The 23,762-nt window shown below is 66.8% G+C and carries 25 protein-coding genes and 1 other RNA gene; 3 read left to right on the forward strand and 23 right to left on the reverse strand.

Annotation, left to right across the window (positions count from 1 at the left end; all coding sequences use genetic code 11):
• Position 1 precedes the first annotated feature (1 nt).
• The 3 genes from P6144_RS06915 to P6144_RS06925 all read right to left on the reverse strand — a co-directional run bounded on the left by P6144_RS06915 (position 2) and on the right by P6144_RS06925 (position 2,027).
• The gene (locus P6144_RS06915) at positions 2–862 is read right to left on the reverse strand and encodes a TPM domain-containing protein (RefSeq protein WP_277767001.1); all 861 of its coding nucleotides are present in this window, start codon (positions 860–862) and stop codon (positions 2–4) included.
• Positions 859–1,326 (reverse strand): TPM domain-containing protein, encoded by a 468-nt coding sequence (locus tag P6144_RS06920; RefSeq protein WP_277767002.1) that lies wholly within the window; start codon positions 1,324–1,326, stop codon positions 859–861. Before P6144_RS06920 ends, P6144_RS06915 begins: the two co-directional genes overlap by 4 nt.
• A 110-nt stretch (positions 1,327–1,436) precedes the next feature.
• On the reverse strand, positions 1,437–2,027 hold the full coding sequence (locus tag P6144_RS06925; protein WP_277767003.1) for a LemA family protein: 591 nt from the start codon (positions 2,025–2,027) through the stop codon (positions 1,437–1,439).
• A 159-nt stretch (positions 2,028–2,186) separates the two neighbouring features.
• Between P6144_RS06925 and mscL the strand changes: the two genes are divergently transcribed.
• Positions 2,187–2,615: a large conductance mechanosensitive channel protein MscL gene (gene mscL, locus P6144_RS06930; protein ID WP_277767004.1), complete on the forward strand. Its 429-nt coding sequence runs from the start codon at positions 2,187–2,189 to the stop codon at positions 2,613–2,615.
• 144 nt (positions 2,616–2,759) lie between these two features.
• Here mscL and P6144_RS06935 read toward each other — a convergent pair whose 3' ends face one another.
• Entirely contained in the window at positions 2,760–3,191 is a 432-nt protein-coding gene (locus tag P6144_RS06935; RefSeq protein ID WP_277767005.1) for an Rrf2 family transcriptional regulator, read from the reverse strand.
• 61 nt (positions 3,192–3,252) lie between these two features.
• Here P6144_RS06935 and ssrA point away from each other — a divergent pair.
• Positions 3,253–3,643, forward strand: a transfer-messenger RNA (tmRNA) gene (ssrA, locus tag P6144_RS06940).
• Positions 3,644–3,703: 60 nt separating this feature from the next.
• Here ssrA and P6144_RS06945 read toward each other — a convergent pair.
• Both P6144_RS06945 and P6144_RS06950 read right to left on the reverse strand, forming a co-directional pair.
• A complete protein-coding gene (locus tag P6144_RS06945; RefSeq protein ID WP_277767006.1) occupies positions 3,704–4,771 on the reverse strand; it encodes an NAD(P)-dependent alcohol dehydrogenase in 1,068 nt (355 codons plus the stop codon).
• A gap of 40 nt (positions 4,772–4,811) precedes the next feature.
• A complete protein-coding gene (locus tag P6144_RS06950; protein ID WP_277767007.1) occupies positions 4,812–5,810 on the reverse strand; it encodes an aldo/keto reductase in 999 nt (332 codons plus the stop codon).
• A 108-nt stretch (positions 5,811–5,918) separates the two neighbouring features.
• Between P6144_RS06950 and P6144_RS06955 the strand changes: the two genes are divergently transcribed.
• Positions 5,919–6,839, forward strand: a complete 921-nt coding sequence (locus P6144_RS06955) for a LysR family transcriptional regulator (RefSeq protein ID WP_277767008.1) — start codon at positions 5,919–5,921, stop codon at positions 6,837–6,839.
• Between the two features lie 6 nt (positions 6,840–6,845).
• On the opposite strand, the gene P6144_RS06960 is transcribed toward P6144_RS06955, so the two are convergent.
• The 17 genes from P6144_RS06960 to P6144_RS07040 form a co-directional block, all read right to left on the reverse strand.
• Complete coding sequence (locus P6144_RS06960) at positions 6,846–7,445, reverse strand: hypothetical protein (protein ID WP_277767009.1); 600 nt, start codon at positions 7,443–7,445, stop codon at positions 6,846–6,848.
• A 75-nt stretch (positions 7,446–7,520) separates the two neighbouring features.
• Positions 7,521–8,642 (reverse strand): sialidase family protein, encoded by a 1,122-nt coding sequence (locus P6144_RS06965; RefSeq protein ID WP_277767010.1) that lies wholly within the window; start codon positions 8,640–8,642, stop codon positions 7,521–7,523.
• Positions 8,643–9,080: 438 nt separating this feature from the next.
• Positions 9,081–11,441, reverse strand: a complete 2,361-nt coding sequence (pnp, locus tag P6144_RS06970; protein WP_277767011.1) for a polyribonucleotide nucleotidyltransferase — start codon at positions 11,439–11,441, stop codon at positions 9,081–9,083.
• 173 nt (positions 11,442–11,614) lie between these two features.
• Positions 11,615–11,884 (reverse strand): 30S ribosomal protein S15, encoded by a 270-nt coding sequence (gene rpsO, locus P6144_RS06975; protein ID WP_277767012.1) that lies wholly within the window; start codon positions 11,882–11,884, stop codon positions 11,615–11,617.
• Between the two features lie 20 nt (positions 11,885–11,904).
• Positions 11,905–12,915: a tRNA pseudouridine(55) synthase TruB gene (truB, locus tag P6144_RS06980; protein WP_277767013.1), complete on the reverse strand. Its 1,011-nt coding sequence runs from the start codon at positions 12,913–12,915 to the stop codon at positions 11,905–11,907.
• 44 nt (positions 12,916–12,959) lie between these two features.
• Positions 12,960–13,361 carry a DUF6491 family protein gene (locus P6144_RS06985; RefSeq protein ID WP_277767014.1) on the reverse strand — a complete coding sequence of 134 codons (402 nt, stop codon included), beginning with the start codon at positions 13,359–13,361 and terminating at the stop codon, positions 12,960–12,962.
• Between the two features lie 47 nt (positions 13,362–13,408).
• On the reverse strand, positions 13,409–13,993 hold the full coding sequence (locus tag P6144_RS06990) for a thymidine kinase (RefSeq protein ID WP_277767015.1): 585 nt from the start codon (positions 13,991–13,993) through the stop codon (positions 13,409–13,411).
• Complete coding sequence (locus P6144_RS06995; RefSeq protein WP_277767016.1) at positions 13,994–14,371, reverse strand: type II toxin-antitoxin system VapC family toxin; 378 nt, start codon at positions 14,369–14,371, stop codon at positions 13,994–13,996. It lies immediately after the preceding gene.
• An 8-nt stretch (positions 14,372–14,379) separates the two neighbouring features.
• Positions 14,380–14,661, reverse strand: a complete 282-nt coding sequence (locus tag P6144_RS07000) for an AbrB/MazE/SpoVT family DNA-binding domain-containing protein (protein ID WP_277767017.1) — start codon at positions 14,659–14,661, stop codon at positions 14,380–14,382.
• 31 nt (positions 14,662–14,692) lie between these two features.
• Positions 14,693–15,094: a 30S ribosome-binding factor RbfA gene (rbfA, locus tag P6144_RS07005; RefSeq protein ID WP_277767018.1), complete on the reverse strand. Its 402-nt coding sequence runs from the start codon at positions 15,092–15,094 to the stop codon at positions 14,693–14,695.
• A complete protein-coding gene (locus tag P6144_RS07010; protein ID WP_277767019.1) occupies positions 15,091–15,519 on the reverse strand; it encodes a PaaI family thioesterase in 429 nt (142 codons plus the stop codon). Before P6144_RS07010 ends, rbfA begins: the two co-directional genes overlap by 4 nt.
• 121 nt (positions 15,520–15,640) lie before the next feature.
• Positions 15,641–18,331 (reverse strand): translation initiation factor IF-2, encoded by a 2,691-nt coding sequence (infB, locus tag P6144_RS07015; protein WP_277767020.1) that lies wholly within the window; start codon positions 18,329–18,331, stop codon positions 15,641–15,643.
• Positions 18,332–18,339: 8 nt separating this feature from the next.
• Complete coding sequence (locus tag P6144_RS07020) at positions 18,340–19,035, reverse strand: DUF448 domain-containing protein (RefSeq protein ID WP_277767021.1); 696 nt, start codon at positions 19,033–19,035, stop codon at positions 18,340–18,342.
• A 135-nt stretch (positions 19,036–19,170) separates the two neighbouring features.
• Positions 19,171–19,401, reverse strand: a complete 231-nt coding sequence (locus tag P6144_RS07025) for a 4-oxalocrotonate tautomerase family protein (RefSeq protein WP_277767022.1) — start codon at positions 19,399–19,401, stop codon at positions 19,171–19,173.
• Entirely contained in the window at positions 19,401–21,017 is a 1,617-nt protein-coding gene (nusA, locus tag P6144_RS07030; protein WP_277767023.1) for a transcription termination factor NusA, read from the reverse strand. The genes P6144_RS07025 and nusA overlap by 1 nt, the downstream gene beginning before the upstream one ends.
• On the reverse strand, positions 21,017–21,565 hold the full coding sequence (gene rimP, locus P6144_RS07035; protein WP_277767024.1) for a ribosome maturation protein RimP: 549 nt from the start codon (positions 21,563–21,565) through the stop codon (positions 21,017–21,019). The genes nusA and rimP overlap by 1 nt, the downstream gene beginning before the upstream one ends.
• 285 nt (positions 21,566–21,850) lie before the next feature.
• Positions 21,851–23,740 carry a S9 family peptidase gene (locus tag P6144_RS07040; protein WP_277767025.1) on the reverse strand — a complete coding sequence of 630 codons (1,890 nt, stop codon included), beginning with the start codon at positions 23,738–23,740 and terminating at the stop codon, positions 21,851–21,853.
• Positions 23,741–23,762 lie beyond the last annotated feature (22 nt).

Below are 23,762 nucleotides of genomic sequence, written 5' to 3' on the forward strand. Positions count from 1 at the left end.
CTCACCAGCTCCCCGAGGCGCCGCCGCCCCCGAACGATCCACCGCCGCCGGAGAAGCCGCCGCCTCCACCGCCGCCGCCCCAGCCGCCACCGCCTCCGCCGCCCCAGCTGCTGCCGCCGCCCCGGCCGGCCTCGCGGCCGATCTCGTTGGCGATCGACCAGAGGATGATCGGCAGCGCGCCGCTGTCGTCGCCGCGATAGCGCCGGTCCCAGGGGCCACGCCGCTTGCGCCGGCCGAGCCCGAGCATCGGCAGGATCACGAACAAGAAGATGATGCCCCAGAAGATCAAGCCGATCGGGAAGCCGCCACTGCTGTGGCTCTTCTGGCGCTTCTGGGTGACCTTGGCCTGCTGCTCCTGCGCGCGCTGCTCGGCAGCCTCCAGGGGCAGCTTCATCTGCTCGGCGATCGCCTTGGCGCCTGCCATGATGCCGCCGGGCATGTCGCCCGCCTTGAATTTGGGAATGATCGTCTCGTTGATGATCTGGCTGGACATGCCGTCGGTCATGATCGGCTCGAGGCCGTAGCCCACTTCGATGCGGACCTTGCGCTCGTTGGGCGCGACGATCAGCAGGATGCCGTTCTTGGCGTCCTTCTGGCCGATCCCCCAGCTGCGCCCGAGCTGATAGCCGTAGTCGGCAATGTCATAGCCCTGCAGATCGGGAATGGTGACGACGACGAACTGGCGCGTCGAGGCCTGCTCGACCTGCTCCGAAAGCTGGGTGAGCTCGGCGACCTGGGGCACCGAGAGCAGATGCGCCTCGTCGACCACCCGGCCGGTGAGCTTGGGAAAATTGGGCTGCGCCTGGGCCGAGAGCGGCACCAGGACGAGCAGCAACGCGAGCAGGCTACGCAACAGGGTCATTGAGTGATCTCGCGAATGATGGCTTCGCTGCCGGCGGCGATGCCGCCGGGCATGTCGCCGGCCTTGAAGCGCGGCAGGATATCCGTGTCGATGACTGCCTTGGCCTCCGCATCGGTCAGCGCCTTTTCGAGGCCATAGCCGACTTCGATGCGGACCTTGCGCTCGTTCGGCGCGACGATCAGCAGCACGCCGTCGTTGAAGCATTTGCGGCCGATGCCCCAGGTGCGGCCGAGGTTGAGGCCATAGTCCTCGATGACATGGCCGCCCAGGCTCTGCACGGTCACCACCACGAACTGGTGCTTCGAGCGCTTCTCGGCATCTACCAGCCGGTTCGAGAGCGCGCGCCGCTGGCTGACCGTCAGGAGGTTCGCGCCATCGACCACGCGCCCGGTGAGCGCCGGGAAATCATAGCCCGAGGGCGCGGCCCCGGGCGCCTGCGCCGCGGCCAGATCGGCATCGGCCACGGGCTCCGCCGTCGCCGCCGGAGGCGTGCATCCGGCGGAGGCGGGCTGCGCGGCTTGCGTCGCGGGCTTGCACGCCGCGAGCGCCCCGCAGAGAAGGAGCGCTCTCAGGATCAGTTGCTGTTCCCGAAGCTGACGTCGGGCATCTTCTCCGCACCGGCCTGGGCCTGGAACGGCACCATCGGCTTGGCGCCGTAGAAGATCTTGGCGCCGATCGCGTCGGGGAAGGTGCGGATGCGGGTGTTATAGGCCTGGACCGCGGTGTTGTAGTCGCGCACCGCGATGGTGATGCGGTTGTTGCTGCCTTCGACCTGATCCATCAGCGTCTTGAAGGTCGCCTGGCTCTGGAGCTGCGGATAGGCCTCGACGCTGGCGAGCAGCCGCCCGATCGAGCCACTGAACTGGTTCTGCGCCGCCTGGAAGGCCGCAACCTTGTTCGGATCGGTGAGGTCGTCGGCCTTGATCTGCACCGAGGTGGCCTTGGCGCGCGCCTCGACCACGTCGGTCAGGATCTTGCCTTCCGATGCGGCGGCGCCCTTCACCGTGTTGACCAGCGCGGGGATCGTGTCCGCACGGCGCTGGTACGCGGCCTGGACATCGGCCCATTTCGCCTTCGCATTCTCTTCCGCGGTGGGCACGCTGTTGAGCCCGCAGCCGGCGAGCAGCGCGGCGGCGGCAAGGGCGAGAACGGCACGAAACTTCATCACTATATGATCCTCCGGATCTGGTTCGTGGGTGTCTTATACAGTGGCAACACCCGGCTCCGAAAGCGAAATCGGACAGGGCGGATTTGCGCGAAGCCGTGAGAAGTGCATCATGGGCGCGCTGCCGCGCCCTGGCGGCAGCAGGTGGGAGACCAGGGGATGTTCAAGGAATTCAAGGCGTTCATCTCGCGCGGCAACGTGCTCGACCTCGCCGTTGCGGTTATCATCGGCGCGGCGTTCAGCAAGATCGTCAGCTCGCTGACCGACGACCTGCTGATGCCGCTGATCGGCAAGATCTTCGGCGGGCTCGATTTCTCGAGCTACTTCATCGCGCTGGGCCCGGTGCCCGCCGCGCTGGCCGGATCGACCGACTATGCCGCGCTGAAGAAGGCGGGCGTGCCGCTGTTCGGCTATGGCGCCTTCATCACCGCCGCGGTCAATTTCCTGATCGTCGCCTTCATCATCTTCCTGCTGGTGCGCGCCGTGAACCGCGTGATGCCGAAGCCGGAGGAAGCCACAGCCGCCGAGCCGGCGGACATCACGCTGCTGCGCGAGATCCGCGACGAGCTGAAGAAGAAGGCGGGCTGAGCCCAAAGTGAAGGGAGTCGCGGCAAATCGTTTCACTTTGCCCGCGGCTCCCCTTGCCGGCTGAAAAGGCGGCAAGAGACCGGCGGACGTCATCAGACGACGCAACCAGACGAAATCCTACATTACAAGCGATTTGCGACAGCCTCAGGCTGCGGCGAGATCTTCCGCAGTGGCATCGGCGAGGCTGGTGCCGTCGAGGATGCGCGCCGTCTCGTCGCGCACGCGCGCCATGGCGTGGCGGATCGCGCAGCTCGCCTCGTCCTTGCAATCGTTGCACGGGCGATAGGCGGTGCGGCTGACACACGGGACCAGCGCCAGCGGCCCCTCGATCACCCGGATGATCTCGCCGAGCGAAATCAGATGCTTGGCCCGTGCCAGGCGATAGCCGCCGGCCTTGCCACGGGTGGAGCTGAGGAACCCGGCTTCGCGCAGATCGGCCAGGATCAGCTCGAGGAACTTGCGCGGCACATTGGCTTCGGCGGCGATGCGGTTCATCGGCGTCGGCGCACCCGCCACGGGCTGGCCGGCAAGGAAGAGCATCGCGCGAAGGGCGTAACGGGAACGCTGGGTCAACATCGGTTCGAAACGTCCATGCCAATTGTTTGCGGCACTGTGAAGGCCTTAGGACGTGCTGCCTGACCTTTTCATTAATGAATCGCGCCCCTATATGGGAGTTGCCGGCTTCGGCCGGCTATGGGGATAAACGACGGCGTGCAATAGGCGCAGCGGACCCGGGGGCGGTACCCGGCGGCTCCACCACCAGCTACCTGGCAGTTATCTGGCAAGGCAGTTGATGACGGGGCCGAACTAGGATCGACGTGTGTTGAAAAGCGCTGACCATCTCTCAGCTTGGGCCACTGTGACGGTCTGAAACACAAGTGCCAACGATAACGAAGCACTCGCTATTGCGGCCTAACCCTACGGCTTAACGGCCCAAGGTTAGACTAAAATGCGCGGTTGGACCCCACCGGGCAACAGAAGGGGATTCCAGCGGTACGGGGAGCACCGGGCAACAGAAGCTCCCCACTTGCACATCGAGGGGCGCAGCCATCCGGCCGCGCCCCTCGTGTCACTTCAGGCGTACCCGATCAGGCATCCTGCTTCAGCGTCGCCATGTCGATGACGAAGCGGTACTTCACGTCGCTCTTCGTCATCCGGTCATAGGCGGTCTCGATCTCGTCCATCCGGATCATCTCGATATCGGCAGTCAGCCCGTGCTGGTGGCAGAAATCGAGCATCTCCTGCGTCTCTGCGATGCCGCCGATCAGCGAGCCGGCGATCGCGCGGCGCTTGAACACCAGGTTCATCACCGAAGGCGAGGGATGGGCATGCTCGGGCACGCCGACCAGCGTGAGCGTGCCGTCGCGCTTGAGCAGCCCGGTCAGCGCATCGAGATCATGGCTCGCCGCCACCGTATCGAGGATGAAGTCGAAGCTGTTGGCGTGCGCCGCCATCTCGTCGGCATTGCGCGAGACGATCACTTCATGCGCGCCGAGCTTCTTCGCGTCCTCGATCTTCGACGGCGAGGTGGTGAAGGCGACGACATGCGCACCCATCGCCGCAGCGATCTTGATGCCCATGTGACCCAGGCCGCCGATACCGACCACGCCGACCTTCTTGCCGGGGCCGGCATTCCAGTGGCGGAGCGGCGAATAGGTGGTGATGCCGGCGCAGAGCAGCGGCGCCACCGCCGCCAGATCCTTCTCGTCATGGCCGATCTTGAGCACGAAGCCGTGCTTGACGACGATGTGATCCGAATAGCCGCCAAAGGTGTGGCCGCCGAGATGCGCATCGGGCCCGTTATAGGTGCCGGTGAAGCCGGTGGTCTCGCAGAACTGCTCCTCGCCTTCGTGGCAGGACGGGCAATGGCCGCAGCTGTCGACCATGCAACCGACGCCGACCAGGTCGCCTACCGCGAACCGGGTGACGTCGCCGCCCACCGCGGAAACGCGGCCGACGATCTCGTGCCCGGGGACACAGGGGAAGAGCGTGCCGTCCCATTCGCTGCGCGCGGTGTGCAGGTCCGAATGGCAGACGCCGCAGAACAGGATGTCGATCGAGACGTCGTCGGGCAGCAGGTCGCGGCGTTCGAAGGTGAAGGGCGCGAGCGGCGTGGTCGCCGACTGCGCGGCATAGGCCTTGGCCTGGGTGGTCATGGGGATTCCTCTGTTCTTGGGGTGTCGGAAATTCAGGGCCTTACCGGCCGACCATCGCCATCTGCGCGGGCGCGTAGCGATCGCCTTCGACTTCGAGCGCCGCTGCCGAGCGATCGATCCGCTCGAGTTCGTCGGCGCCGAGCACGAGATCGGCCGCGGCGAGATTCTCCTCCAGCCGGTGCAGCTTGGTCGTGCCCGGGATCGGGACGATGTACGGGCGCCGGGCGAGCAGCCAGGCGAGCGCGACCTGGGCGGGCGTGGCGCCCTTCTCGGCCGCGACCTGCTGGAGCAGCGCGACGAAGACCTGGTTCTTCTCGATCGCCTCAGGCGCGAAGCGCGGCGTGCTCGCGCGGAAATCGCCGGCGGGCACCTGGGTGCCGGCGGTGATCGCACCGGTCAGGAAGCCCTTGCCGAGCGGGCTGTAGGGCACGAAGCCGATGCCGAGCTCGTCACAGGCGGCAAGGATGCCGTTCGTCTCGGGCGCGCGCCACCACAGCGAATATTCATTCTGGACCGCAGCGACCGGCTGCACCGCATGCGCGCGCCGCAGCGTCTGCTCGCCCGGCTCGGACATGCCGAAATGGCGTGCCTTGCCCTCGGCGATCAGATCGCGGACCGTGCCGGCGACGTCCTCGATCGGCACCGCGGGATCGACGCGATGCTGGTAGAGCAGGTCGATCGTCTCGATCCCCAGCCGCCGCAGCGAGCCCTCCACCGCCGCGCGGATATGATCGGGGCGGCTGTTGACGCTGCCGAGATTGGAGCCGGTCGCGGGATCGATGTCGAAGCCGAACTTGGTGGCGATCACCACCTGGTCGCGCACCGGGCGCAGCGCCTCGCCGACCATTTCCTCATTGGTGAAGGGGCCATAGACTTCGGCGGTGTCGAAGAAGGTGACGCCGCGCTCCACCGCGGCGCCGATCAGCGCCACGCCCTCGGCCTTGCTCAGCTTGGTGGCATAGCCGAAATCGAGCCCCATGCAGCCGAAGCCAAGGGTGGATACTTCCAGGCCGCTGTGGCCAAGGGTGCGCTTTTGCATATCGATAGTCCTGAAATCGAGAGGTGCCCCGTGCCCGACAGAGATAGGGGGGATCGGCCCCGCGATTAGGGGCTGTAATCTGAACGGGTTTATGAGTAAATTTCAGCAATGAACCGTCAGGACCTGGCCGATCTCGCCGCCTTCGTCGCCGTCGCGCGCGAGCGCAGCTTCACCCGTGCCGCCGCCCAGCTGGGCGTGACGCCCTCGGCGCTGAGCCATTGCATGCGCGGGCTGGAGGAGCGACTGGGCGTACGGCTGCTCAACCGCACCACGCGCAGCGTCACCGCCACCGAGGCGGGCGAGCGGATGCTGCGCTCGGTCGCCTTCCATCTCGACGAGATCGCCACGCACGTAACGGCGCTCAACGACCTGCGCGAGCGCCCCGCCGGCAATATCCGCATCACCGCCGACGAATTCTCACTGCAGACCGTGCTGTGGCCGCGGCTGCGCGACGCGCTGGCGCGCTATCCGGACATCAAGCTGGAGATAGAGACCGACTACAAGCTGGTCGACATCGTCGCCGAGAAGTTCGACGCCGGCGTGCGGCTGGGCGACATCATCGACAAGGACATGATCGCCGTGCCGATCAGCCCGCCGATGCGGATGCTGGTGGTGGCGAGCCCGGGCTATTTCGACAAGGCCGGCCGCCCGCAGACGCCGCAGGAGCTGGCCGGCCATTGCTGCATCAACCTGCGCCTGCCGACGCTGCGTGGCCTCTATGCCTGGGAATTCGAGCGGAACGGGCGGGCGCAGCGGGTGCGCGTGGAGGGCCAGCTGACCTTCAACAGCATCTTCCATATCCGCGAGGCGGCGCTCGACGGCTTCGGGCTCGGCTATCTGATGGAGAGCATGGTGCGCGACGACCTCGACGCCGGCACGCTCGAGACGGTGCTCGAGGACTGGTCGCCGCCCTTTGCCGGCTATCACCTCTATTATCCGAGCCGCCGCCAGCCGACGCCGGCCTTTGCCGCGATCGTCGAGGCGCTGCGCTGGCGGCACAGGGAAGCCGGGAAAGCCCGGAACGGATAGCGCCGTTCACGGACCCGGCGGGCTGTCGAGCCGGCGATAATAGATGATGAACTCGTCGCCGCTCCTGCCCGTGTCGAAGATCGCAGCGGTGCGCTCCAGCCCCTGGGCGCGGAGCTCGGGCCCTCCGGTATCGCGTTCGAGCGCTTCCCACACCGGCCCCATCGTGCCCGTCGCGGGATCGGGATCGGCATAGCCGTTCATCTCGCAGATATTCGCCTTGCAGGCGATCTTGAGGACGCGCTTGTCGCCGCCGATATAGGGAATGGCGCGGGTGAAGTCGCGCAGCGCCGCTTCGCTGCGCGGCGCCCATGCCATGTCGCGCTTCTCGACGAGCAGCTGCGAGGCCTGCTGGCTCGCCTTGTTTCCATTGCGCCGCGTCGGGCGGATCGGAATCGGCTCCATCTTTTCCGCGGAGGCCGCGCTGGGCAACGGCAGCGGCAGGGAAGACGACGGCCCGGGTGCGCCGCCGGCGATCCGCACCTGTCCGGCGGGTGCCGCGGCCGGATCATCGCCCAGGAAGTGCAGCGCCAGCCCGGCCGAGCCCAGAATGGCGAGCGTGCCGCCGATGAGCCAGCGCCGGGTCGCGCGATCCGAAAGTGCTTGCAAGGCCGGTACTCCCTCCGGGTGAACGCCCCCGGCGACGCGGCGTACGCCGCCGGGGGCTTTCTCAGCGGCTCCGGATCAGAGCGGCGCCGAACCGAAATACACGTCGCAGCCGGTGCCGGTCGGGCTCAGCCGCGTCGTCATCTGCACGACGTTCTTGCCGCCCGAGCTGTTGGGCACCCATTGCAGCGCCGGCGAGAAGCCGTCGCAGGTGGCCGATTGCGGATCGTCGACCGAGACCGGCGCGTTCATCGCGGTCCAGGGGCCTTCGGGGCTGCCATTGTCGCTGCGGAACAGCAGATAGCCGTTCGCCGCCGACCAGGACCCGTCGCTGAGATGCAGGTGATGGCCGATCCACAGCAGCGGGCCGCCATTCTGCACCGATTTCACCATCGGGGTGCCGTTGAAATAGCGGCTGGCGCTTCCCGTCATCTGGGTGCCGATATTGGTGGTCGTGCCGTAGTTCCAGCCGTCGGTCGAGGTCTTGTAGTGATGCCGGCAGTTGTTGATGCCGGCCACGCCGCACACCTCATAGGTCAGCATCCAGCGGTCGGTGCCGTCGGTCAGCTTGACCACGATCGGCATGCCCGGACGATGCGTTTCCTTGGTGTTCGAGGTGCCGATCGCAACCAGATTGCTGCGGTCGGTCCAGGTCGCGCCGCCATCGCTGCTGCGGACCCGCACCAGCTTCTGGCTGCAGCAGTCGCTGGTTTCGTCGGCATAGATCAGCACCAGGTTGCCGGCGCTGTCGAACGAGAAATTGGGCTCCCAGAAACCATCGTCGTCGGTCGAGGTGATCGCCTTGTTCGATGTCGCCGCGGTCGACAGATAGGTCCAGTTGCGGCCCTTGTCGGTGCTTCGGAAGATCCGGATCTTCGGAATGCAGCCCACGCAATGGGTTTCGGTGTTGATGCCCAGGATCAGATCGCCATTGGGCATGACGACGAAATCGGGGCTGCTGGTCTGGACGGTCGACCAGTTCGACTCGCCGAAGGTGCTCACCGCAGTCCAGGAAGCGCCGTTATCGGTGCTCGAGAAGACCCGGACGCGATAGTCATTGGGGAACAGCAGCACCGTGGCGATCAGCTCGCCCGTCGCCAGCATGCGGATACGGGGATAGCGAGCCTGGGTCTGGAGCAGGGTTTGTGCCTCGGCCGCAACGGGGATGCTGGTCGCCCCGATCGCCGCGAGTGCGGCCAACAGGCCAAGCTTGCCGAATATACGCCCGCAGATACGCCGAACTAGAGATCTGCCGATCATGTCGCTCTCCTTTCGCTAGACATCCTCTCCATCCGGCCCCGCCGCATTCTCCGATCCGCGCCGTCTTTGCGGCACTGCTTGTTGCGGGATGCCTTGCGAGCGCCCCCGATCGGCGAACGCGAAATCTTATCGGCAAATTGGCCTGACACAAATCAATAAATATAATTTATGATATCAATGTTTTATGTAGGCGGCGGCGCATCCTGCGCGGATATTCGGTCATTTTGGACTGACCTATTTCGCCAATTGGTAAGGTGGCACGCGCGAACGCAGTCCGCGGCTGCAAGCCGGATAGCCGGAGCCGCCAGGCCAAAGAAAAGGCCCCCGCGTTTCCGCGAGGGCCCCTCTTTTCCGGGCTTTCGCCAGATTTTCAGGCGATCAGTCGTCGCCGCCGGTGAGGAACGCCGGCAGGCCGATGTTCTCGCCGCCTTCGTCCTTCGATTCCGAACGCTCGCGGCGCGGGCCGCGATCACCACGGCCTTCGCCGCGCGGACCACGATCGCCACGGTCGCCACCTTCGCGGCGCGGACCACGGTCGCCGCCGCGGCCACCGTCACGACGACGGTCGCCACGGTCACCGCGATCGCCACGATCACCGCGCGGTTCGCGCGGCTCGCGGGCCGGACGGGTGTCTTCCAGCTCCTCGCCGGTTTCCTGATCGACGACGCGCATCGACAGGCGAACCTTGCCGCGCGGATCGATCTCGAGGACCTTGACCTTGACTTCCTGGCCTTCGCTCAGGGCATCCGAGACCTTCTCGACGCGCTCGTTCTTGATCTCCGAGACGTGGACGAGGCCGTCCTTGCCGCCCATGAAGTTCACGAACGCACCGAAGTCGACCAGGTTGACGACCTTGCCGGTGTAGATCTTGCCGACTTCGGCTTCCTCGACGATGCCGAGGATCCACTTCTTGGCGGCCTCGATCTGGGTCAGGTCCGACGAGCTGATCTTGATCACGCCCTCGTCGTCGATGTCGACCTTGGCGCCGGTGGTGGCGACGATCTCGCGGATCACCTTGCCGCCCGTGCCGATGACGTCGCGGATCTTGGTCTTGTCGATCTGCAGCGTCTCGATGCGCGGCGCATGCGCCGACAGCTCCGAGCGGGTCTCGCCCAGCGCCTTGGCCATCTCGCCGAGGATGTGCGCGCGGCCGTCCTTGGCCTGGTTCAGCGCGGCCTCGAAGATCTCCTTGGTGATGCCGGCGATCTTGATGTCCATCTGCATCGTGGTGATGCCTTCGGACGTGCCCGCCACCTTGAAGTCCATGTCGCCGAGGTGATCTTCGTCACCCAGGATGTCCGACAGGATCGCATAGTCCTTGCCTTCGAGGATCAGGCCCATGGCGATGCCCGAGACGGCGCGCTTGATCGGCACGCCGGCGTCCATCATCGCGAGGCTGCCGCCGCAGACCGAGGCCATCGACGACGAGCCGTTCGACTCGGTGATGTCGCTGGTCAGGCGGATCGTGTAGGGGAAGTCCTCCTTCGACGGCAGCACCGGGTGCAGCGCGCGCCATGCCAGCTTGCCGTGACCGACTTCGCGACGGCCCGGGGCGCCGAAGCGGCCCACTTCGCCGACCGAATAGGGCGGGAAGTTATAGTGCAGCATGAACGCCTGATAGGAGAGACCGCCCAGGCCGTCGATCATCTGCTCGGCGTCCTTGGTGCCGAGGGTGCAGGTGGCGATCGTCTGGGTCTCGCCGCGGGTGAACAGCGCCGAGCCGTGCGCACGCGGGAGGAAGTGCGTCTCCGCCACGATCGGGCGGATCTGCGTGGTGGTGCGGCCGTCGATGCGCTTGCCGTCCTTGAGGATGGCGGTGCGGACGATCTCTGCCTCGAGCTTCTTGGTCAGCTTGATGCCGGCCATGACTTCCTGCGGGCTCAGGCCGTCCTCGGCGAACTTCGCCTTCGCCTTTGCGCGCGCTTCGTTGAGCGCGTTCGAGCGGGCCGACTTGTCGGTCAGCTTGTAGGCGGCGGTGATGTCCTTGCCGATCAGCTTCTTGATCGAGTCCTTGAGCTTGGCGTTGTCGTCGCCCGAGGCGATGACCCACGGCTCCTTGGCCGACTGCTCGGCGAGCTTGACGATCGCCTTGATCACCTCGCGGCAGGCGTCATGCGCGAACAGCACGGCGCCGAGCATGACTTCTTCCGAAAGCTCCTTGGCTTCCGATTCGACCATCATCACCGCGTCATAGGTGGCGGCGACGACGAGATCGAGATCGCCCTCGGCAACCTGCGCGTCGGTCGGGTTCAGGATGTACTCGCCGTCGATATAGCCGACGCGGGCGGCGCCGATCGGGCCCATGAAGGGCACGCCCGAGATGGTGAGTGCTGCCGAAGCGGCGACCATCGCGAGGATGTCCGGCTCGTTCTCGCCGTCATACGAGAGCACCTGCGCGATGGCGTTGATCTCGTTGTAGAAGCCTTCCGGGAAAAGCGGGCGGATCGGGCGGTCGATGAGACGCGAGACCAGGGTCTCCTTCTCGGTGGCGCCGCGCTCGCGCTTGAAGAAGCCGCCCGGGATGCGGCCGGCAGCCGAGAACTTTTCCTGATAGTGGACGGTCAGCGGGAAGAAGTCCTGGCCTTCCTTCACGCTCTTGGCAGCGGTGACCGCGCAGAGAACCACGGTTTCGCCGAGCGTCGCCATCACGGCGCCGTCGGCCTGGCGGGCAACCTTGCCCGTTTCGAGAGTCAGCGTCTTGCCGCCCCACTCGATCGATACAGTCTTCTTGTCGAACATTGTTTTTCCTTCACTCCCGCTGCCCGATGCAGCGGGGGCCTATGCGTGAGCCGTGAGTGGCTCGTGGGATGCGGCCGGATTGCCGTTCCCGCGTATGGCTCCCAGGGGTGGGAGCCGATCGGCGCCTAGCGCGCCGGGATGACAAAAAGGCGACCCGAAGGCCGCCTTTCCGGTTACTTGCGAAGGCCCAGCTTCGCGATCAGGTCGGTGTAGCGACCCTCGTCCTTCTTCTTCAGATAGTCGAGGAGGCTACGGCGCTTGTTGACCAGCATCAGCAGGCCGCGGCGCGAATGGTTGTCCTTGGCGTGCGTCTTGAAGTGCTCGGTCAGGTTCGAGATGCGCTCCGAGAGGATCGCGATCTGCACTTCGGGGCTGCCGGTGTCGGTGCCGCCGCGTGCGTGTTCCTTGATCAGCGCTTCCTTGCGCTCTGCAGTGATCGACATAGTCTTTCCTTCGACATCGCTTACAGATTGAAGCCGCGGACGACCCGGATGTGACCGGATAGAGCCTCCACCAGCGCGATCGGAGTCTCCTCCAGGCACGCGAAATATTGGCCGTCTTCCTTGGCGATCCCGGCCAGAACCTGCCCCTGTCGGAGCAGCCCTGCCTGGTCGGGGGTGAGGGATAGAGCCGGGATGTCGTCCAGCCCCGCCCTCAATGGCAGGAGGATTTGTTCAAGGGTGCGGGCCTTAGCGGCTTCGTCCAGTTTGTCCAGCGAAATCGCGGACTCCAGGGTGAAGGGACCGGCCTTCACCCGGCGCAGCATCGTGACATGGCCGACACTGCCGAGCGCCCGCGCGATGTCGCGCGCGAGGCTGCGGATATAGGTGCCCTTGGAGACATGCGCGCGCAGGGTGATTTCAAGCAAATCCTCCCCCAGCTTGCTGGGGGAGGGGGACCGCGCCGCTTCAGCGGCGTGGTGGAGGGGCGGTGCGTCAGCACCGGCTTCGCCAGCCCCTCCACCACTCGCTTCGCGAGCGGTCCCCCTCCCCGAGGCAAGCTCGGGGAGGAACTGCAGCGCGTGGATCACGACGGAACGCGAGGCCAGCTTCACCTCTTCCCCGGCCCGCGCCAGATCATAGGCGCGCTCGCCGTCCACCTTGAGCGCGGAATAGGCAGGCGGCACCTGCTCGATCGGCCCGGTGAAGCGGGGCAGCACCGCCTCGATCTGGGCGCGCGTGGGGCGCACGTCGGACGTCGCGATTTCCTTGCCTTCGAGGTCGAGCGTATCGGTCTCGACGCCGAACCGGATCGTGAAATCATAGACCTTGTCGCTGTCGAGCATCCGCCCGGCCAGCTTGGTCGCCTCGCCGATCGCGATCGGCAGCACGCCGGTCGCCAGCGGATCGAGCGTGCCGCCATGCCCGACCTTGAACTTGCCGTACTTGCCGTCGCGCAGCGCACGCTTGACGGCGCTCACGCCCTGGGTGGAGCCGAGGCCAAGCGGTTTGTCGAGGATGATCCAGCCATGCATCCGCGGCCCCTAGCCGAGGCGCGGCGCAAAGTCAGGCCTTTGGGTCAGGCCTTGGGCTTCTTCGCCTTTTTGGGCTTTTCGGGCGGCGGCCCGCTATGGACGATGCTGGAGATCGTGCAGCGGCTGTCGCCGGCGAAGATCGTGTCGCCCCGATCGATCCGCGACGCGCCCGGGAAGGTCTTGAAGCCCACGCCCGTCGCCCAGGGCAGATCGAGGCAGCGGCCGAAGAAGCTGGCATAATACCAGTTGCGGCGGCTGTCCTCGATATAGACGCCGTCACCGCTGTCGGTCGGCTCGAAGGTGCGCACATCGCTGCGGGTGAGGAACGGGATCGTCGCCTGCTCGCCCGATTTGGGGCCGGGCGTCGGGCCCGCCTCCTGCGCCGCAGCGGCGGTGGCAAGGATCAGCGCCGGCAGCGCCAGGGCGAGGGCAGTCTTGCGGAACATCGATCGTCTCCTTTCGAAGACCGGGGGATACACTCCAGCCTGTATCCTTAGCACGATCCGGCTGTACGCTGCATGAAGTGGCGGCGGCACAGCGCGACATAGCGCTCGTTGCCGCCCACTTCGCGCTGCTCGCCCTCGCGCACGGCATTGCCTTCGCCATCGACGCGCAAATTCATCGTCGCCTTGCGCCCGCATTCGCAGACCGACTTGATCTCGACCAGCGAGTCGGCGAGCGCGAGCAGCTCGGCCGAGCCAGGGAACAGCCGGCCCTGGAAATCGGTGCGCAGGCCGTAGCAGAGCACCGGGATTCCCACCTCGTCGGCCAGATGGGCAAGCTGACGGACCTGGCCGGCGGAGAGGAACTGCGATTCGTCGACGAGCACGCAGGCGAGCGGCGCCTCGTAATGCGCGTCCTCGGCGATGCGGCGCAGATCGGTCGCCTCGCCGAAGGGGATGGCAGTGGCGCTGATGCCGAGCCGCGAATCGATCACGCCCCTGCCGCCGCGATCATGGATGCCGGCAGTGAACAGCAGCGTGCGCATGCCGCGCTCGCGATAGTTGAAATCGGCCTGGAGCAGCGTGGTCGATTTCCCCGCATTCATCGAGGCATAGTAGAAATAGAGCTTGGCCATTTATGCGAGGGTCTCGATCGGGAGGGGGGTAGAGTCTCCGGCTTTGGCCTTCAAGCGACGATCAAAGGTCACGAAGCGCGTCGCACCTCCGGCGGAAACCAGATGAACCATGTCGGCAAAGTCAGCGCCCGCGGCAAAACGCTCCACTGCCCAATGAATGGCGGCGGGACCTTCCGCTAGCGCCGGTAAGTCGATCAACTCTGCCAATGCCGTGGCAATGGCATTGCGGGACCAGCCATATTGGGAACGGAGCACCCATTCCGTTTCGACGAGAACACTTGCCAGCAGCACGAACGGCTCCGTCAGAAGCGCTCTCGCCAGCGACGTCTGGGCGGCATCATCCCCGGTAACGGCGCGCACGAGGATATTCGTGTCCACCGCCGCGGTCAGATCTCGTCCTTCGACTTGGCCGCGAACATGGCATCGACGGCACGATCCATGTCCTCGATGGAAACCGGAGGGCCATTCCAAGGCGGCGCTATCTCACGGATACGCGCGAAAATCTCCTCGGCGGTTCGGCCGCTTTTCCGACGTTGCGGCGTGAGAAGTACGCCGTTGCCTGTGCGGACAACTTCAAGCACCTGCCCGGGCAGCAGGCCGAGCGCATCCCGAACCTCTTTCGGGATCACAACCTGGCCCTTGGCCGAAAGGGTGGTTTTCGCATTCACATCGGTAAGATGCGTCTTACCCGGCCAGGAGTCAACCTTGCTCCGCTTCCTCGCCCAGGTCTCGCGCCACTTCGGGCGAACGGAGCAGCTTGTCGATATGGCTGCCCTCGTCGAAGCTCTCGTCCGCCAGGAACTTGAGCCTGGCGGCGTATTTCATCTTCACCCGGTGGGCGACCTCGCGCTGGAGATAGGCGGTGTTGGTCCTGAGCGCCTTGATCACCACTTCCTCGTCCTTGCCGAGCAGCGGCTTCACGAAGACCGTCGCGTGGCGCAGGTCGGGCGACATGCGCACTTCGGTGATCGAGACGAGATGCTTGGCCAGCACGTCGTCATGCACGTCGCCGCGCTGGAGGATCTCGCTCAGCACATGGCGCACCTGCTCGCCGACGCGCAGCACGCGGACCGAACGCTCTTCGTTGCTCTGCGTCTTCATTTCTCACCCCGGCGCGCCATCGCGCCTTGCATCACACGGCCCGTGAAGGTGCCGCGGGCGACCATGTTGCCGCCTTCGTCGAACAATTCCGCCTCGGTCACCGCGATCGTCTTGCCCAGGCTCACTACCCTGCCCTTGCCGGTGAAGCGCCCGGGCAGCGCCGGCTTGAGGCACACGACATGGAAGTCGATCGTCGGCGCATAGACCGTGCCTTCGCTCGCCGCGAACAGGCAGGGCCCCTGCGTATCGTCGAGCATCGCCGCCAGGAATCCGCCCTGCACCGTGCCGGCAGGATTGAGGAAGCGATCGTCGAGCTGGAAGCCGATCTCGATCGCCCGCGCTTCCGCGTCGAACCCCTGCATCTCCCAGCCGAGCAGCCGGGCCGAGGAAGGCGACGGGAAATCGTCGAAGATCGAGCCCGTCACGGCCACCTCCGCAGGAGGAGGCCGATTCCATCCGCCACCCATGCCAGTGCATCGCGCCACCAGCTTTGCCGGCGCGGTGCCGGAGGCGATGACTTGCGTCGTCTCCCCCGGCTTACCGGCATTAGAGCGTGCGCTCGCGCATCTCGACTTCGAAGGTTTCGAGATAGTCGCCCGCCTTGATGTCGGTGAAGTTCTGGCTGAACGTCACACCGCACTCCAGGCCCGCGCGCACTTCGGGGACATCGTCCTTGAAGCGACGCAGCGAGGCGATCTCGCCCTGGTAGATGATGACATCGTCCCGGGTGATGCGCGCCTTGAGCGCCTTGCGGATCGCGCCTTCGGTGACGAGCAGACCGGCGGCCTTGCCGTGCTTGCCCGCCGAGAAGACTTCCTTGATCTCGGCGCGGCCGACGACGGTTTCGAAGGCTTCCGGACCAAGCTGGCCGGCCATGCCCGCGCGAATCTCGTCGGTCAGGTCGTAGATCACGTCATAATATTTGAACGCGACCTTGTTGCGCTCGGCGATCTCGCGCGCCTTGGCGTTCGGGCGCACGTTGAAGCCGATGATCGGGGCACCGGCGGCGCCGGCGAGCGACACGTCGCTCTCGGTGATGCCGCCCACGCCCGAATGCAGGACGCGCGCCTTGATGTCGTCGGTGCTGATCTTGTTGATCGCCGCGACGATCGCCTCGACCGTGCCCTGGGTATCCGCCTTGACGACCAGCGGATATTCCATCGCCTGCTTTTCCTTGAGCGCCGAGAACATGCTCTCGAGGCTGGCCGGCGCGTTGGTCGTGCGCTTCTGGAGCGCGACGCCCGAACGATATTCGGCGACTTCGCGCGCACGCGCTTCGTTCTCGACGACCTGGAGCGGATCGCCCGCCATCGGCACGCCCGAGAGGCCGAGCACTTCGACCGGAGTCGAGGGGCCGGCTTCCTTGACCTGCTGGCCCTTGTCGTTGACCAGCGCGCGGACCTTGCCGCTCTCGGCGCCGACGACGAACACGTCGCCGACCTTGAGCGTGCCGCGGTTGACGAGGATGGTGGCCACGGGACCGCGGCCCTTGTCGAGCTTCGCCTCGATCACCGTGCCTTCGGCCTCGCGGTCCGGATTGGCCTTGAGCTCGAGCAGTTCGGCCTGGAGCTGGATCTTCTCGATCAGCGTGTCGAGACCGATCTTCTTGAGCGCCGAGACTTCGACGTCCTGGGTCTCACCGCCCATTTCCTCGACGATCACTTCATGCTCGAGAAGACGCTCGCGCACGCGCTGCGGATTGGCGCTGTCGAGGTCGACCTTGTTGATCGCCACGATCATCGGCACGCCGGCCGCCTTGGTGTGATTGATCGCCTCGATCGTCTGCGGCATCAGGCCGTCATTCGCGGCGACCACCAGCACGACGATGTCGGTGATGTCGGCACCGCGAGCGCGCATCTGGGTGAACGCCTCATGGCCCGGCGTGTCGAGGAAGGTGACCTTCGACTTGTCCTTCAGCGTGACCTGATAGGCGCCGATATGCTGGGTGATGCCGCCGGCTTCGCCCTTCACCACATCGGTACCGCGCAGGGCATCGAGCAGCGAGGTCTTGCCGTGATCGACGTGACCCATGATCGTCACCACCGGCGCACGCGGCTGCAGCGTGTCCTCGGCATCGGCCTCGGACACGTCCAGATCGACATCGCTGTCGCTGACGCGCTGCAGGTTGTGGCCGAACTCGGTGACCAGCAGCTCGGCGGTGTCCTGGTCGATCGTCTGGTTGACGGTGACCGGCATGCCCATCTTGAACAGCGCCTTCACCAGGTCGGCACCCTTCTCGGCCATGCGGTTGGCCAGTTCCTGAACCGTGATCGCCTCGGGGACGACCACGTCGCGGACCTGCTTCTCGCGCTGGACCGAGCCGCCGCCATAGGAACGGCGATGCTCCTTCTCGCGGGCGCGCTTCAGCGCGGCGAGCGAGCGGGCACGCGCGCCATCCTCGCCACCCAGGGCGCGGTTGACGGTGAGCTTGCCCGACTGGCGGCGATCGTCGCCCTTGCGGTCACGCTGCTGCGGACGCGCGGGCTCGGGGCCGCGGCGCACCGGTGCGCCGCCCGTGGGCGCGGGACGCGAAGCGGGCGCGCCGCCACCGGCCGGACGCGGGGCAGCCGAGGGCGCGGGCGCGGCGGCTTCCTGCTGCGGCTCGGGCTTGGGCTGCGGCTTGGGGATCTCGGGACGCTGCACCGGCGTGAACAGGCGCGGCGCCGGGCGACTCGGATCGAGCTGCAGCGCGACCGGAGCGGGTGCCGGAGTCGGCTTGGGCGCAGCGGCCGGCGCGGGGGTCGGGGCAGGCGCCGGGGCGGCGGCTTCCTCGGCCTTGGGCTCGGGGGCCGGCGGAGCCTTGGCGGCCTCTGCCTCGGCACGCGCCTTTTCCTCGGCACGGCGCGCTTCGGCCTCGACGGCCTCGGCACGCTCGCGCTCCTCGCGGCGGCGCGCTTCCTCGAGCGCGTTCATGCGCTGCTCTTCGGCCTCGCGCAGCAGGCGGGCCTGCCGCTCCTGCGGCGTCTCGTTCGAGACGGGCGGGCGCGGCACGGGAGCCGGCGTCGGGGCGGGCGCAGCGGCGGGAGCCGGCGCGGCCACGGGCTCGGGCGCGGCCTGCGCCTCGTCCTGCGGCGTGCCGTGCGGACCAAGGACCCGGCGGCGCTTCACTTCCACGACCACGGTGTTCGAGCGGCCATGGCTGAAGCTCTGCTTCACCTTGCCCGTCTCGACCGTGCGCTTCAGCCCCAGCGGCGCGCGCATGCCCAGTTTCGGCTTTTCGTTATCGGTGTCGCTCATGCGCCTGCCTAAAGTCCTTCAGTCTGTCGTTCGTCTGACGACGCTTCCGACGGAAGCGCCGATGCGCCTTGCGAAGCGGTTTCGCAAGGGCGGGGGGTGGAATCGGGTCCGATAAAGTGCAGCCACCGATCGAGCGCTTCGCTCGTCCGCGCGGCTGCTTTGGCGTCGGTCAGGCCGGCATGTACCACATTTTCGCGGCCCAGCGCCAAGGACAATATGGTGCGCGGAACGGGCAATGTTAAGCCCTTCAATCCGCTGCCTTCCTCGTCACGGCCCACGCGCCAGGCCTGGGCGAGCTTGCGTGCGCCGTCCTCGCCCGCATCGCTGGCGTGGAGGAGTAGGTGGAGACGGCCGCTGCGCGCGGCTTCCTGGATGCGGTCGCCGCCGATCGCGACATGCCCCGCCTTGAACTCGAGGCCGAGGCGATCGAGCGCGTTGCGCTGCAACTGCTCCTCGATCCGCGCGCCGAGATCCTCGGGGATGCGCAGCTCGGCGCCCTTGAAGGCACGCGTCAGCACGCCCTTGAGCTTCTTGCCCGAGGCTTCGAGCTCGGCGCGGGTCACGCCGATCCACGCCCCGCGGCCCGGCGCCTTGGCGCGGACATCGGGGAGCACTTCGCCGTCGGGCGAGAGCGCGAGTCGGATCAGCCCGTCGCGCGGGGCTTCCTCGCGGGAAAGGATGCAGGTGCGGGTGGGGTCGCTCATGCGCGCGCCTCCCTACCCAACCCGTCATGCTGAACTTGTTTCAGCATCCAACCCTCCACCGGCGATACCGCGCGCGGAGCGTTGGACCCTGAAACAAGTTCAGGGTGACGATGGCTTGTGGCTAGCCGTGCCGTATCATTGTGAGGGAACCGCATGCGCGTCTCCCTGCACCGGCGCGGCGTTGCGGTCAGCGATCAGCTGCCCGCCCGCACCGTAATTCTCGAGGCTCAGCTCGGTGATGTTGACCTGCACGGCACCCGCCGGCTTGCCCAGGCGCGCGACCATCGAGGCCGTGACATCGGCGACGATGCCAGCCTTCTGCTCGCGGGTGGCCGGGCCGGCCAGACGGATGTCGATGAAGGGCATCAGGCGTCGCCCTCCGCCGCTTCGGCGGTCTCGGCCGCGGGAGCCTCGTCCTCGAACCAGTGGGCGCGGGCAGCCATGATGATCTCGTTGCCCTGCTCGTCGCTGAGGCCATATTCGGCGAGGATCCCGCCCTTGTCCTGCTCGCGCTTCGGGGCGTCGTCGTTGCGGCGGCGCGGCTCGGCGCGCTTCTTCTGCACCAGCTCGTCGGTCGCCAGGTCGGCGAGATCGTCGAGCGTCTTGATGCCCGCCTTGCCGAGCGTGACCAGCATCGCCTCGGTCATGTACGGCATGGTGGCGAGATCGTCCTCGACACCCAGCGCGCGGCGCTCGGCGCGATTGGCTTCCTCGCGGCGCTCGAGCGCTTCCTGCGCACGGCTCTGCAGCTCCTGGCCGAGCTCCTCGTCAAAGCCTTCGATCGAAGCGATTTCGTCGAGCTCGACATAGGCGACTTCCTCGAGGCTGCTGAAGCCTTCGGCGACCAGCAGCTGGGCCAGCGTCTCGTCGACGTCGAGCTCGTTCTGGAACATCTCGCTGTTCGCGACGAATTCCTGCTGGCGCTTCTCGCTGGCGTCGGTCTCGGTGAGGATGTCGATCGCCTTGGCGGTCAGCTGCGAGGCCAGGCGCACATTCTGGCCGCGGCGACCGATGGCAAGGCTCAGCTGATCGTCGGGGACGACGACTTCGATGCGATCTTCTTCCTCGTCGATCACGACGCGGCTGACGTTCGCCGGCTGCAGCGCGTTGACGACGAAGGTCGCGGTGTCGGGCGACCAGGGGATGATGTCGATCTTCTCGCCCTGCATCTCCTGCACGACGGCCTGGACGCGCGAGCCCTTCATGCCGACGCAGGCGCCGACCGGATCGATCGAACTGTCATGGCTGATGACGCCGATCTTGGCGCGCGAGCCCGGATCGCGGGCAGCGGCCTTGATCTCGATGATGCCGTCGTAGATCTCGGGCACTTCCTGCGCGAACAGCTTCTTCATGAACTCGGGGTGCGCGCGGCTCAGGAAGATCTGCGGGCCCCGGTTCTCGCGGCGGACGTTGAGGATGATCGAGCGGACGCGATCGCCGACGCGAACCACTTCGCGCGGGATCTGCTGGTCGCGGCGGATCACGCCCTCGGCGCGGCCCAGATCGACCACGACATGGCCGAACTCGACACGCTTCACCACGCCGGTGATGATCTCGTTCTGGCGATCCTTGAACTCTTCATACTGGCGCTCGCGCTCGGCGTCGCGGACCTTCTGGAAGATGATCTGCTTCGAGGCCTGGGCCTGGATGCGGCCGAACTCGATCGGGGGCAGCGGATCGACGATGAAGTCGCCGATCTTCGCATCCTTCTGGAGCTTCTGCGCGCCCTTCAGGTCGACCTGCTTGAAATAATCGTCCACCAGCTCGACCACTTCGACGACGCGCCACAGGCGCAGGTCGCCGGTGTTCGGGTCGAGCTTCGCGCGGATGTCGTTCTCGACGCCGTAGCGGTTCTTCGCGGCGCGCTGGATCGCGTCTTCCATCGCCTCGATGACGATGGCCTTGTCGATCAGCTTTTCCTTCGCGACCGAATCGGCGATGGCGAGCAGCTCGGCCTTGTTGGCGGAAATGGCAGTGGCCATCAGTTGTCTTCCTCTGCTTCGTATTCTTCGGCGCCCTCGGCGGAGAGCGGCACGGTTGCGGCAATGAGCTTGTCGGTCATCAGCAGCTTGGCGTCGGCGATGGCGCCGAACGGAACGCTGACGGCCTTGTACTTGCGGACGTCGATCGAGATCAGGTCGCCCTCGGCGCCGATCAGGTCGCCGGTCAATTGCTTGCGCCCGTCCTCGAGCGGCTCGACCAGGTTGAGGCGCGCCTCATGGCCCTTCCAGTCCTCGAAGTCCTGCGCGCGGGTCAGCGGCCGGTCGATGCCGGGCGAGCTGACTTCCAGGCGATAGGCATAGTCGAACGGATCCTTGCCCTGCTCCTCCAGCGCATCGAACACATCGGAGATGCGGCGCGACAGGTCGGCGCAATCGTCGATGGTGAGCTGGCGGGTATCGGGACGCTCGGCCATCACCTGCAGCGTCGGGTCGCTGGTGCCGCCGAACATCTTGACGCGCACCAGCGCGAGCCCGAGCGCCTGGGCTTCGGGTTCGATCAGCTTGGTGAGGTCGGCAATATTCGCCACGCGGCACTCCGGGATTGGTCAAGCAGCTTCAGCGCCGGAGCCCTGCGGGCCCCGACCTCGGCATGTTTGACGATGTCGAGAAAGCACGGGCGATATACGCACTTGCCGGGGCATGGGCAAGAGGGATCGGAATCTCAAATCCTCCCCGAGCTTGTCTCGGGGAGGGAGACCATTCGCGCAGCGAATGGTGGAGGGGCCGCCGGCGCAGACGGCGGACTATGTCCGCCGCCCCTCCACCGCCTTCGGCGGCCCCCTCCCCCAGCAAGCTGGGGGAGGAATTAAACATCACCCCGGATTGTGCGCGTCGAGGAACTTGCCGACCCGCGCCAGGAAGTCCGCCTCGTTCGCCGGATCGCGCATCGTGTGATCCTCACCCCGATATTCGACGAACTCGTGCGGCTTGCCCAGCCGGGTCAGCGCATCGTGCAGCCGCTCGGACTGGTCGACCGGCACGGTCTGGTCGGCGGTGCCGTGCGCGATCAGGATCGGCATGGCCAGCCCCGCCGCATAGCTGACCGGCGAGATCGCCTCGAGCGAAGGCGCGCGGCCCTGGATGCGGTGGCGCCAGGCGCGGAAGGCGCGCTCCTCGAAGGTCTTGTGGTCGAAATCGAGCTGGGCGCGCACGTCGGAGATGCCGGCATAGCTGATCGCGCAGCGATAGGTGCGATTGTCGCGCGCCGCTGCCCACATTGCGGCATAGCCGCCATAGGACGCGCCCATGATGCAGACGCGCTTGGCGTCGATCGTCCCCTGGCCGGCGAGCCAGCGCACGCCGTCATCGACATCGTCCTGCATGCCGCGGCCCCATTCGCCGTCGCCGCGCGCGATCATCGCGCGGCCGAAGCCGGTCGAGCCGCGATAATTGGGCTGGAGCACCGCATAGCCCTTGCCCGCGAGATACTGGACCCAGGGATCATAGTCCCAGCCGTCCCGCGCGAACGGCCCGCCATGCGGCATCACGATCAGCGGCAGATCGCGGGCGTCGCGCCCCGCCGGCAGCGTCAGATAGCCCTGGATCTTCAGCCCGTCGCGCGCGGCATAGCTGATCGTCGTCACCGGCGAGAGCGGCTTGCCGTCGAGCGCCGGGTTGATCGCGGCAAAGCGCCGGGCGACGCCCTTCTCGACCAGATAATAGCTGCCGGGATCGCTCGCTGTCGCGCTATAGACGAGCAGCCGGGCCTGATCGTCGCTCGCCGAGATCACCCGGTTGGTGCGCCCCGGCAGCACCGCATCGAGCATCGCCTGGCGGGCGCGGGCGGCACCGTCGAACCACAGCATCCGGTCGCGATCGTCGGTATAGGCGACGCCGGCCGGCTTGCCGTCCGGGCCCAGCTCGAACCCGTCGAGATCGGCCTTGTCATTCTCATAGACCAGCGCGCCGAGCTTCCCCTTGCGGAAATCATAGCCATAGAGCGCGATCCGGCCCGAAGGCGCCTCGGCCAGCGCATAGCCCTGGTCGCTGCCCTGGACGGGGGCGAACTGGGCGATTTCCGGATCGGTGCCGGCGGGCGCGCTGCTCGCCTTGCCGAACCGGTCGCCCTCGCCGCGGCGATAGACCAGGAAGGAGCGGTCGCCCTTCTCGCCCATGCCGGCGCGGACCACGCCGGCGCCATCGACCAGCCAGTCGCGGACATGCGGCTGTGCGGCGACGACCTGGGTGAAAGCGCCCGTCGCCAGATCGATGCGCCACACCGCCGGTGCGTCGTGGCGGCCGTCGTGCGACTTGAGCAGCAGGAAGCCGGCCTTGCGATCGACATGGACCAGCTCATCGCCCATCCCCGCCGCCCGGGCGCGGCCAAGCTGGACCAGGCCGCCATCGGCCGGGCTGATCTCGACCAGCCGGGTCGTCGGCGCGGCGCCGTCGCGCGTCAGGCTGGCGAGCAGGCGGCCGGGCGCGAGCCACAGATACCATTCGGCGCGCTCGCCCTGCGGCAGCGCGATCGGGCGCGGCGAAAGATCGGGGCGGAGCGCGTCGTACAGCGCCAGCCGCCCATCGGGGCCGGTGCGCGCGACGATCGCGGCGCCATCGGGCGACAGCTCGGGCTCCTCGATCGCAGGCGCCGCGAGCAGCTCGGCGGCGCTCGGCGGCGTGCGATCGGGATCGGCGCCTGCATGCGCCGGAAGAACAAGAACGGATGCCAGCGCCGCGGCGCCGGCCAAGCGAAGTCTAACCAACCAAACCCCCACCCGATTCCCT

It is taken from the genome of Sphingomonas sp. HITSZ_GF (assembly GCF_029543155.1).
In the GTDB taxonomy this organism is placed as follows: domain Bacteria; phylum Pseudomonadota; class Alphaproteobacteria; order Sphingomonadales; family Sphingomonadaceae; genus Sphingomonas.